Origin of the sequence: Nonomuraea aridisoli (genome assembly GCF_003236395.1) — a bacterium.
Lineage (GTDB): Bacteria > Actinomycetota > Actinomycetes > Streptosporangiales > Streptosporangiaceae > Nonomuraea > Nonomuraea aridisoli.
Genome location: NZ_POUD01000305.1, coordinates 1 through 10,456, shown reverse-complemented (window position 1 = coordinate 10,456; position 10,456 = coordinate 1). Strand labels below are relative to the sequence as shown.

Below are 10,456 nucleotides of genomic sequence, written 5' to 3'. Positions count from 1 at the left end.
GGGCGGCTGGGGCCGCCGTCATCACCGCAACGACCACGTCTGCATCGTCGTGCGGAACCACAACTTCAACGACAATGAGGACCGTCGCGCAGAGCGTCGCGACGAGCGTAAGCGCCACCACCACGGCCACCACCACCTGGGGCAGACCGGCTGACAGCGCTGACTTCGTGGGAATGAGTGCTCGTTTTCTCTGATGGTCGTCGCCACCCGATGGGGTGTGCGGTTTTGCGGCTGACGGTGAATGCCGGGCTCTCGCGGACGGGCCGCGTCGAAACAAGGCGCGGCCCGTCCTGAGATTCATTTCTCCTCGTCTCCACGGCATTTCAGAGGGCTCCGCCTGGCATTTACGCCGGCGGAGCCTTCGTCATGTCGTTAAACGGTTGATCCGTGGGGGCGGGGATTTTCGCATGCCCGGGTTTCGGCCACGCGTGTTGACCGGGCGTTCTCACGGCGTTCTCACGGCCCTGGCCGGCGTTTTCGAGCGAGAGGCGTCATGACACGGAATGGTGTCGGCTAAGAGAGCACAATAGCCGTTTCTGGCGGTTCTGTCCGGTTATATCCATAGTGCGGATGGTTGATTATCAATCGTCCACCGTATGACTCCGGATAACGTCCGGCGGGCCCGCCAGACACTTTTTCCGGAGGGGTACGGAGTATCGGGCAATCGATCCTTTAGGGGGAAGGCAATGCCCACGTTCAAGTCTCTTGTCGCAGGTCTCGCCATCAGCACGGCGATGACCGGAGCAGCGGTCGCCGGCGCCGGCGCCATGACGACGGCCGAGGCCAGCACCACCACCAAGATCGGCACGGCGACCGGCCCGGTCGTGGCCTGGGGCAGATGCCACCGCATCCGTCGCTGCTGGGGTGGCTGGGGCCGTCGCCACCACCACCGTAACCATCACCGCGTCAACGTCCGGGTCGACAACTTCAACATCAACAACAATGAGCACCGGGAGCACCGGGATCACCGCCACCACGACAACGGCTTCGACGACTGGGACTGGTAAAGAGTCGACGCCGCTGCCCTATAGGTGGTGGTGAGCCGGTGGCGTCAGGATCCGCGCCACCGGGGAGTCCGCTCAAGCGATGAACTCCGACAGCCCATGAGTGCCCGTATTCACCGGAGATCCGCCTCCACGAGGCGACCCGCTGAATACGGGCACTCTTCATGTGCGCCGTGCCCGCCGGCCGCGTACCGCGCCCCCTAACGGCGCCGCGATCCACGCATGAACTGGTCGACGGCCGTCTCCACGAGCCCGTCGAGCAGCTCCGGCGCCACCAGCCCGCCGTTGATCAGTGTGGCGATGCCCTGCAGCGTCGCGAACAGCACCACCCCCACCCGCTGCGTGTCACCGGGCTCCAGCACCCCCTCCGCCTGCCCCTGCGCGATCAGGTCGTCCATCAGCCCGAACGGCGCGGCGGCGGCCGCGACGAGCCGGTCGCCCCCCTCGCGGTGCTTGCCGGTGAACATCAGCTCAAGCAGCGCGGCGTCCTCGGTGGCGAACCGCAGGTAGGCCGCGGCGATGGCGTGCAGGCGCGGCCCGAACTCCTCGCCCGCGGCGGCGAGCGCCGCGCGCAGCTCCTGGTCCAGCCGGGCGAACCCGGCCTCGGCGAGCGCGTCCAGCAGCGCCTGACGGTCCGCGAAGTGCCGGCGCGGCGCGGCGTGACTGACGCCGGCCTCGCGGGCCAGCTCCCGCAGCGAAAGCTGGTCCGCGCCCTGCCGGCGCAGGCTGCGCTCGGCGACGGCGAGCAGCGTCGCGCGGAGGTTTCCGTGATGGTACGCGGGCATGGCACCCATCGTAGCCCAAATGTTGTCGTTGACATCATTGTTGTCGATGCATACATTGTTGCCTGTGGCAACATTTTCCCCGGCTCAGATCTCTGCCATGACCGGCCGCACCGTCGTCGTCACCGGCGCGAACAGCGGCATCGGCCGAGCCGCCGCCCGTGCGCTCGCCGCCAAGGGGGCCTGTGTCGTGCTCGCCGTCCGCGACCCCGCCAAGGGCCATGCCGCCGCCGCGACCATGACGGGCGACACCGTCGTGCGGCGGCTCGACCTCGCCGGCCTCTCCTCGGTCCGCGCGTTCGCCGAGGAGTTCACCGAGCCGATCGACGTGCTGATCAACAACGCGGGCCTGATGATCCCGCCGCTCGGCCGTACCGCCGACGGTTTCGAGCTGCAGTTCGGCACCAACCACCTCGGGCACTTCGCGCTCACGAACCTGCTGCTGCCGCGGATCCGCCGGCGGGTGGTCACCGTCTCGTCCAACGGGCACCGGACGGGGACGATCGACTTCGACGACCTCAACTGGGAACGCCGGCCCTACCGGGCGTTCGCCGCGTACGCGCAGTCGAAGCTGGCCAACCTGCTGTTCACCGCGGAGTTGCAGCGCCGCCTCACCGAGGCCGGCTCGCCGGTGCGGGCGACCGCCGCGCACCCCGGCATGGCGGCCACCGGCCTCCTCGGGCACCTCGACGGCGAACACCCGCGACTGCACCGGCTCCGTACGGCGATCATCAGCCGCTTCTCACAGAGCGAGGACGACGGCGCCCTGCCCACGCTCTACGCGGCGGTGGCGGACGTCCCCGGCGGCGGCTACGCCGGCCCGGGCGGCTTCCTGCAGGGCCGCGGCGCGCCGAAGCTCGTCGGCCGATCGAGAGCCGCCCGGGACGACGCACTGGCCCGCCGCCTGTGGACGGCCTCCGAGCAACTCACCGGCATCACGTTTCCGCTGACCGCGACGAAGGCCACGAAGCGGTGACCGTGCCCCCGGCCGGCGAATCCCGGCACCGGGCCGGCGGCCGTGGCGACCGGCTGTTCCCGGAGTGCCGCCCTCATACGGCCCGCCCACCGGCACAGCGGAGCCCCGGCCGCGCCGCTCGAAGGCACGGAACGACCTGGGGCGCTGATCCGGACACGAAGATGCCCGCATTCATCGGGCGGCCTCCTGGCGAAGGCGGGTTCCGGTGAATGCGGGCACTTGATGGGCTTGGTCGGAGTTCATCGCTTGAGCGGACTCCTCGGTGACGCGGATCCTGACGCCACCGGCTTACCACCGCTCATCGCGATGGCGTTCGCTCTTTACCAGTCCCAGTCGTCGAAGTCATCGTGATGGCGGTGATGACGGTGGTTGTCGTTGTTGTTGATGTTGTGGTTGACGACGATCACCTTGATGCGCTGCTTGTGGTGGTGACGACGCCAGCCGCCCCATCCTCCACGTCGCCAGCCCCAGCCGCAGCGGCGGATCTTGTGGCACTTGCCGGCGGTGACGACCGGAGCGGTCGCCGCGCCGATCTGCGCCGCGCTGGCTTCAGCCGTCGTCATGGCGCCACCGCCGGCGACCACTGCGCCGGTCATGGCCGTGCTGATGGCGAGACCTGCGATGACTGTCTTGAGCGTGGGCATTGCGCTTACCCCCTGAAGGATCGATTGCCCGATACTCCGCACCTCTCCGAAATGGCTTCTCCGAGAAATGCGGCGGACGATTGGTAACCAACCATCCGCACCATGGATATAACCGGACAGAACGGCCACAAACGGCAATTGCCCTCTCTTAACCTATATCAGACACCACTCTGACAAATCGCCCCTCTCGGCACATAGGTAGCGCCTCCCAAGAACTCGGACATGCCAAAGTCCCCGCCTCCACGGAGCACCCGTAGAACGACATGACAAGGGCTCCGCCGGCGCCAATGCCGGCGGAGCCCTTGTTCAATTCGTGGAGACGAGGAGAAAGGAAGTTCAGGACGGGCCACGCCTTCTTTCGACGCGGCCCGTCAACGATTGCCCGGATTCACCGTCGGCCGAAAGTCGCACCCCCCCATTGGACCGCGACGGCCATCAAGGAAAACGAGCAATCATTTTCGCACCATCAACCGATGAACCAGGTCAGTCGGTGACGACGTCACCCTCGACCGGCTCGGTCACGCGGTTGGCGAACAGGCTCGGGTCCCAGCGGCGGTGGTCGTGCCGACGGTGCTCCTCAAGGTGCCGCTTCGGGTTCCGGTTGTGGTTGAAGTTCTCGATGATGATCCGCAGGTGCCTGCGCTCGTGATGGTGGTGGCGACGGCCCCAGCCACAGCGCCGCCCGCGGAAGCACCCGTGGCCAGCGAGGATCGACGTACCCGTGCTGAACTGAGTGGTGGTGGCGGCGGCGCTGGCTGTGGTCGTGGCCGCACCGGCGACCAGGGTGCCCCCGGCCATGGCGGTGCTAAGGGCGAGCCCTGCGATGACACTCTTGAGCTTGGGCATTGCGCTTTCCCCCTAAAGGATCGATTTGCCCCGTACTCGACTTTTCTCGTTCCCCTGAGAAAAAGTCCTGGACGGCCACTGAAGAACCATCCGGTAAGTGTCTTTTCCGGCACTGTTGGTGGGCAAACAGCAATCTCCCCATTTTGCTATGCATTAGCGTTACTATTGCTCGCATTAGACATTTATAAGCCGGATTATCACGAATTATCCCGATATGTCCTATTTAGTGATCGCCTACCGGTCGGGGAATCGCGTGGGCGCCCCGGTCACTCCCAGCGGAAAAGCCGTACGGCCAGCCCCGAGAAGAGCACCAGACCGGCCGCCATCACCGCCAGATGCGGCAACTGCGGCCATTCCCCCGCCCACGTGTCCCGCATGGCGTTCACGAACGGCCCGACCACCGAGAAATCACTGATCACGCGCAACGCGTCCGGCATGACCTCGCGCGGGATCCACATGCCGGCCACGAACAGCAGCGGGAACATCGAGATCGACCCGATGGTGGACGCGGTCGTCCCGTTCGGGGCGACGGCGGCGATCACCAGCCCCAGCGCCAGCATCGCGGCGGCGCCCAGCAGGAAGACCAGCACGAAGCCGAACACCTGGGCCGGGAGCCGCGAGCCGAGCACCAGCCACCCGGACAGGATCACCACGAAGGCCGCGATCGAGGCGACGACCAGGTTGAGCGCGAGCTGCGCGCCGAGCAGCCGCGCGGGGCTCACGGGCGTGGTCGACATCCTGCGCAGCACACCCCTCTCCCGGTACGTGGCCAGCGCGTTCGGCAGCACCGTGAACGACGCCGTCAGCAGCGCCAGCAGGATCATCTGCGCGGGCAGTTGCGCGTCCACGACCCGCTCGCCGCCCAGGTTCGGATCGGCCTTGCGCAGGTCGGGGATCTGCCCCAGGAGCAGCAGCAGGGCGACCGGGAGCGCCAGCGCGAGCAGGCTCGCGACCCAGTCGCGCAGCAGCAGCTTCGTCTCGACGAGCAGGATCTTCTTCATGCGGGCTTCCTTCCGGTGAGTGCGACGAACGCGTCGTCGAGGGTGGACTGCTCGATGCGCAGGTCCTCAGGGACGATCTGCCGTTCGGCCAGCGCGAGCGTGACGGCGGCGGCCAGGTTGCCGGTGCCGGTCACGACGACCTGCTCACCGGTACGGCTGACGTCCACGACCTCGGGCAGGGCCAGCAGCAGGGCCTCGTCCACGCGTGCGGAGGGCCGGAAGCGCACGCGCTGCCCACCGCCCACCCGTCCGATGAACCCGGCGGGCGTGTCGACGGCGACGACCCGGCCCGTGTCGATGAGCGCGATGCGGTCGCAGAGCCGTTCGGCCTCCTCCATGAAGTGCGTGACGAGCACGATCGTCACGCCGGAGTCGCGTACCTGCTCCACGAGCTGCCAGGTGTCGCGGCGGGCCTGCGGGTCGAGGCCGGTGGTCAGCTCGTCGAGCACCGCGACGCGCGGCTTGCCGACCAGCGCGAGCGCGACGGACAGGCGCTGCCGCTGGCCGCCGGAGAGCTTGCCGAACGCGCTGTCCCGCTTGGCGCCGAGCCCGACCCGTTCCATGAGCTCCCGCCAGTCGGCGGGGTCGGGGTAGAAGGAGGCGTACAGGTCGAGCGCCTCCCACACCTTGATGTTCTCCGGCAGCGCGGCGCTCTGCAGCTGGACGCCCAGCACGCGGCGCACGGCGTCGCCCTCGGTGACGGGGTCGAGGCCGGCGACGCGCACCGTGCCGCCGTCGGGGACGCGCAGCCCCGACACGCATTCCACGGTCGTCGTCTTGCCCGCGCCGTTCGGCCCGAGGATGCCGAAGATCTCACCAGCGCGGACGTCGAACGACACGTCGTCCACCGCCACGTGGTCCCGGTAGCGCTTGTGGAGGTTCTGGACCTCGATCACGTTCATGCTTCGACGCTAGGGACGCGCGCGCCGCCACAGAATCGTGCTGGATGCCGGGAGGGGTGTACCTAGGTACAGAACGCGACGGGGCTCAGGCGGACTTGCGGGCCTTCCGCTTGGCGGGGGCCTTCTCCTCGGCCTTCTCCTCCTCCTTGGCCTCGTCCTTGGCCTTCTTGCCGCCGGCCGCCCGCTTGGGCTTGGCGGGGGCGCCCTCGCGCTCCCGCTTGGCCGCCTCGACGCTGGCCCGCAGCGCGGCCATGAGGTCGACCGCCGGGCCGGCCTCCTCCTCCTCGCGGGCCGGGACGACCTCCTTGCCCGCCACCTTGGCCTCGATCACCTGCTGCAGCGCCTCGCGGTAGGTGTCGTGGTACTCGCTCGGGTCGAAGTCGGACTCCATGGTGCTGATCAGGGACTCGGCCATCTTGAGCTCCTGGGCGCGCACCTCGATGTCCTCCTCGAGGAAGGGGAAGTCGGGCGTGCGGATCTCGTCCGGCCAGAGCATGGTCTCCAGGACGAACACGCCGTCCCTGACCCTGAGCGTGGCCAGCGACTCGCGCTGGCGCAGCGCCACCTTGACCACCGCGACCTGCCCCGAGCTCTCCAGCGCGTCGCGCAGCAGCACGTACGGCTTCGCGCCCTGCGCGTCGGGCTCCAGGTAGTACGTCTTGGCGAAGTAGATGGGGTCGATCTGCTCCGCGGGGGTGAACTGCAGCACGTCGATCCGGCGGGACGTGGTCAGCGGCAGGTCCTCGAAGTCCTCGTCGGTGAGCACGACCACCTCGCCGCTGGGCAGCTCGTAGCCCTTGGCGATGTCGGCGTACGCGACCTCCTCGCCGTCCACCGTGCATACGCGCTTGTAGCGGATCCGGCCGCCGTCGTCCCGGTGCACCTGGTGGAACGTGACGTCCTTCTGCTCGGTGGCCGAGTAGAGCTTGACCGGGATGGTGACCAGCCCGAAAGAGATCGCACCCTTCCAGATGCTGCGCATAGGTCACCCCTCAAGCTCTCGATGGCCCGCCAAAGGGGCACATACCCGTCATGGGGCAACCAATGCCATACCCGGTCGAACCCATGCTGGCCGTAGCAGGGGACCTACCCGCCGACCGTGATCGCTACGGCCTGGAGGTCAAATGGGACGGCATCCGGGCCCTCGTTCATCTCGACGGCGGGATGAGGGTGACAGGACGCCACGGCGTGGAGTACACCCGCCGCTACCCCGAAATATCGGGGTTCGGCATCAAGAACGCCATCATCGACGGTGAAGTCGTCGCCCTCGACCCGCACGGCAGGCCCAGCTTCATCCGCCTCCAGCACCGCATGCACCTGACCGACCCCGACCCCGCCACGCTGCGGCTCTACCCGGTCACGTACATGCCGTTCGACCTGCTCTACCTCGACGGCATGCCGCTGTTCGACCTGGCCTACCGCGACCGCCGGGCGCTGCTGGACGAGCTCGACATCGGCGCGCCCCCGTACTTCCCGGGCGAGTCCGACCTCCTCACGGCCACGTCCGAACAGGGGCTGGAAGGCGTGGTGGCCAAGCGGCTGGACTCCCCTTACCGGCCCGGCACGCGCTCGCCCTGGTGGATCAAGGTGAAGAACCTGACCGCGCGCGAGGTCGTCATCGGCGGCTGGAAACCCGGCAAGGGCCGCCGCTCCGGCGGCATCGGCTCCCTGGTCATGGGGGTGTTCACCCCGGCCGGCCTGACGTACGTCGGCCACGTCGGCACGGGCTTCACCGACACCGTCCTGGACGATCTGTACGGGGCCCTGCGGCCCCTGGAGATCCGCGACAGCCCGTTCTCCAACCAGGTTCCGTGGCGGAATCGGTGGGTTAGGCCAGATCTGGTCGGGGAGGTGGCCTACACGATGTGGACCGACGAACAACGACTGCGGCACCCCGTGTGGCGCCGCCTGCGCCCTGACAAGCTCCCCGCGGAGGTGACGCTGTGAAAGTGCCGGTCAAGGTGGACGGGCGCGAGCTGACGCTGAGCAACCTCGGCAAGGTCCTCTACCCCGAGTACGGCTTCACCAAGGCCGAGGTCATCGACTACTACAGCCGCGTCGCCCCCGTCCTGCTCCCACACCTGCGCGGCCGGCCCCTGACCGTCAAGCGCTACCCGAACGGCGTCGCCGGCCAGTCGTTCTTCGAGAAGAACGCCCCGGAGCACACCCCGGACTGGGTGCGGCGGGTGAACCTGCCCGCCCCCGGCAGCACCAAGAACCGCGAGACCATCGACTTCGCCGTGGTGGACGACCTGCCGACGCTCGTCTACTACGCCAACCTGGCCGCCCTGGAGCTGCACGTGCCCCAGTGGCGGGTGGACGACGAGGGCCGGGCCCAGCCGCCCGACACCCTCGTGTTCGACCTCGACCCGGGGCCGCCCGCGACGATCGTCGAGTGCTGCCGGGTGGCGCTGCGGCTGCGCGAGGTGCTGGAGGCCGACGGGCTGAGCGCCGTACCGAAGACCAGCGGCAGCAAGGGCATGCAGCTGTACGCCGACTGGGACTGCCGCGAGGAGCCCTCGGCGTACGCCAAGAGGCTGGCGCAGCTGCTCGAGAAGGAGCGTCCCGAAGAGGTCGTCAGTGTGATGACGAAGAAGGCGCGACCTGGCAAGGTGTTCATCGACTGGAGTCAGAACAACCCGGCCAAGACCACCGTCGCGCCCTACTCGCTGCGGGCACGCGAGCAGCCCACGGTCTCCACTCCGCTGACGTGGGAGGAGGTCGAGGGCTGCGAACGCGCCGAAGACCTCGTCTTCACGGCGCCGGACGTGCTCGCGAGAGCGGAGAAGCGTGGCGACCTTTTCCGCCGGGCGTAGGCTGGGTGCGTCCACACCAGAAGGGGGACCGATGATGTCGGAGATGGACGTTCGCGGGGACGAGGGCTCCTACGACGAGGAGTCGGGTGAGCTGTCGATCGAGGCTCCGGAGGCCGACGCCGCCGAGCAGCACCGCGAGATGCTCCAGACGGTCGGGCGGCTGCGCAGGGAGCTGCCGTTCGACGCCGATCCCGCCGACGCGGCCGACCAGGACCGGGTGGTGGATCTCGACGACGACGACTACCGCTGAGCCCGGTGGTGCTGACCTGCGTAAAGGAGGGCCATCGCCGACGGGTGCCGCTGTGGCGCGGCCTACCCGCACGTAGGATGTCCGCACTGCCCGCTGAGAGACCAATGGAGACCCGCGTGACCGCAACCCCGGATGCCAAGCCCCGGGGCACCCGGCTGCCCCGCCTAGCCCGCCGCCGGCAGTTGCTGAGCGCCGCGCAGGAAGTGTTCGTGGAGAACGGCTACCACGCGGCCGCCATGGACGAGATCGCCGACCGGGCGGGGGTCAGCAAGCCGGTGCTCTACCAGCACTTCCCCGGCAAGCTGGAGCTCTATCTGGCGCTGCTCGACCTGCACGTCGACGACATGGTCAACCGCTGCCGGGAGGCGCTGGCCTCCACGCAGGAGAACAAACTGCGCGTGCAGGCCACGTTCAGCGCGTTCTTCGACTTCGTCTCCACGCAGGGCGAGGCGTTCCGCCTGGTCTTCGAGTCCGACCTGCGCAACGTCGCGCCCGTGCGGCAGCGGATGGAGCGGTCCCTGCGCGAGTGCGCCGAGATGGTCAGCGTGCTCATCCAGGAGGACACCGGCTGCACCAGCGACGAGGCCCATCTGCTCGGCGTCGGTCTGGTCGGCATGGCCGAGGTGAGCGCCCGCTACTGGGTCACCACGCAGGGTTCGATCCCCAAGGACGCGGCCGAGCAACTGATGGCCCGCCTGGCCTGGCGCGGCATCAGCGGTTTTCCGCGTACGGCATAACCCGTTCGCTGGGCGCGATCATTCGCGTCTTCGCGGGTCATGGCGAGCCACGATGGAGGTGAGCCAGCCCGTCGACTAGGGAGCCCACGATGGAAGTCAAGATCGGCGTACGCTCCGTACACCGCGAACTCGTTGTCGAGACCGACCTGAGCGCCGAGCAGGTCGAAGATCAGTTGAGAGAGGCCCTGGCGGTCGACCGCGGTGTGTTCGCGCTCACCGACACGAAGGGCAGGAGAGTCGTGGTGCCGGTGGCCTCCCTCGGATTCATCGAGATCGGCGAAGACGAGGCCAGGCCGGTCGGCTTCGGCGGCACCCTCTAACAACACCCGGAAGGGTACGGCGCACCCCGCCGTACCCTTCACTCCGCCCTGCTCCACCTCAAGCGGCGGGCGGTCCGCGCGGCGTGCTGGTCCCGAGACGGCTCCGGTCCCTTACGGCTCCCGGCCACGTCGATCACGGGCGGCGGGCGGCCGGGTCAGGCGGGGGTCTGGGCGAGAC

At 68.4% G+C, this 10,456-nt stretch carries 13 protein-coding genes; 7 read left to right on the top strand and 6 right to left on the bottom strand.

What is annotated here, in order from left to right; all coding sequences use genetic code 11:
* The first annotated feature begins 686 nt into the window (after nucleotides 1-686).
* The gene (locus tag C1J01_RS41365; RefSeq protein WP_111184509.1) at nucleotides 687-1,007 is read left to right on the top strand and encodes a hypothetical protein; all 321 of its coding nucleotides are present in this window, start codon (nucleotides 687-689) and stop codon (nucleotides 1,005-1,007) included.
* A gap of 197 nt (nucleotides 1,008-1,204) precedes the next feature.
* Here the strand turns inward: C1J01_RS41365 and C1J01_RS41360 are convergent, their stop codons facing one another.
* Nucleotides 1,205-1,789, bottom strand: a complete 585-nt coding sequence (locus C1J01_RS41360) for a TetR/AcrR family transcriptional regulator (protein ID WP_111184508.1) — start codon at nucleotides 1,787-1,789, stop codon at nucleotides 1,205-1,207.
* Nucleotides 1,790-1,886: 97 nt separating this feature from the next.
* On the opposite strand from C1J01_RS41360, the gene C1J01_RS41355 reads away from it, so the two are divergent.
* Nucleotides 1,887-2,762 (top strand): oxidoreductase, encoded by an 876-nt coding sequence (locus tag C1J01_RS41355; RefSeq protein ID WP_235855008.1) that lies wholly within the window; start codon nucleotides 1,887-1,889, stop codon nucleotides 2,760-2,762.
* A 320-nt stretch (nucleotides 2,763-3,082) separates the two neighbouring features.
* Here C1J01_RS41355 and C1J01_RS41350 read toward each other — a convergent pair whose 3' ends face one another.
* The 5 genes from C1J01_RS41350 to ku all read right to left on the bottom strand — a co-directional run bounded on the left by C1J01_RS41350 (nucleotide 3,083) and on the right by ku (nucleotide 7,137).
* Nucleotides 3,083-3,406, bottom strand: coding sequence for a hypothetical protein (locus C1J01_RS41350; protein ID WP_111184506.1), 324 nt, complete (start codon nucleotides 3,404-3,406; stop codon nucleotides 3,083-3,085).
* A 483-nt stretch (nucleotides 3,407-3,889) separates the two neighbouring features.
* Nucleotides 3,890-4,252 (bottom strand): hypothetical protein, encoded by a 363-nt coding sequence (locus C1J01_RS41345; protein ID WP_111184505.1) that lies wholly within the window; start codon nucleotides 4,250-4,252, stop codon nucleotides 3,890-3,892.
* Between the two features lie 266 nt (nucleotides 4,253-4,518).
* Entirely contained in the window at nucleotides 4,519-5,253 is a 735-nt protein-coding gene (locus tag C1J01_RS41340) for an ABC transporter permease (RefSeq protein ID WP_111184504.1), read from the bottom strand.
* Complete coding sequence (locus C1J01_RS41335) at nucleotides 5,250-6,155, bottom strand: ABC transporter ATP-binding protein (protein WP_111184503.1); 906 nt, start codon at nucleotides 6,153-6,155, stop codon at nucleotides 5,250-5,252. The genes C1J01_RS41340 and C1J01_RS41335 overlap by 4 nt, the downstream gene beginning before the upstream one ends.
* Before the next feature lie 85 nt (nucleotides 6,156-6,240).
* The gene (ku, locus tag C1J01_RS41330; protein WP_111184502.1) at nucleotides 6,241-7,137 is read right to left on the bottom strand and encodes a non-homologous end joining protein Ku; all 897 of its coding nucleotides are present in this window, start codon (nucleotides 7,135-7,137) and stop codon (nucleotides 6,241-6,243) included.
* 83 nt (nucleotides 7,138-7,220) lie between these two features.
* Between ku and ligD (C1J01_RS41325) the strand changes: the two genes are divergently transcribed.
* The 5 genes from ligD (C1J01_RS41325) (at nucleotide 7,221) to C1J01_RS41305 (ending at nucleotide 10,278) form a co-directional block, all read left to right on the top strand.
* Nucleotides 7,221-8,102, top strand: coding sequence for a non-homologous end-joining DNA ligase (ligD, locus tag C1J01_RS41325; RefSeq protein ID WP_220040365.1), 882 nt, complete (start codon nucleotides 7,221-7,223; stop codon nucleotides 8,100-8,102).
* Complete coding sequence (gene ligD / locus C1J01_RS41320; protein ID WP_111184500.1) at nucleotides 8,099-8,971, top strand: non-homologous end-joining DNA ligase; 873 nt, start codon at nucleotides 8,099-8,101, stop codon at nucleotides 8,969-8,971. Before ligD (C1J01_RS41325) ends, ligD (C1J01_RS41320) begins: the two co-directional genes overlap by 4 nt.
* A 43-nt stretch (nucleotides 8,972-9,014) precedes the next feature.
* Complete coding sequence (locus C1J01_RS41315; protein WP_111184499.1) at nucleotides 9,015-9,221, top strand: hypothetical protein; 207 nt, start codon at nucleotides 9,015-9,017, stop codon at nucleotides 9,219-9,221.
* A 116-nt stretch (nucleotides 9,222-9,337) separates the two neighbouring features.
* Nucleotides 9,338-9,958 carry a TetR/AcrR family transcriptional regulator gene (locus tag C1J01_RS41310; protein ID WP_181449253.1) on the top strand — a complete coding sequence of 207 codons (621 nt, stop codon included), beginning with the start codon at nucleotides 9,338-9,340 and terminating at the stop codon, nucleotides 9,956-9,958.
* An 89-nt stretch (nucleotides 9,959-10,047) separates the two neighbouring features.
* Nucleotides 10,048-10,278, top strand: a complete 231-nt coding sequence (locus C1J01_RS41305; protein WP_111184497.1) for a DUF3107 domain-containing protein — start codon at nucleotides 10,048-10,050, stop codon at nucleotides 10,276-10,278.
* Nucleotides 10,279-10,456: the final 178 nt, after the last annotated feature.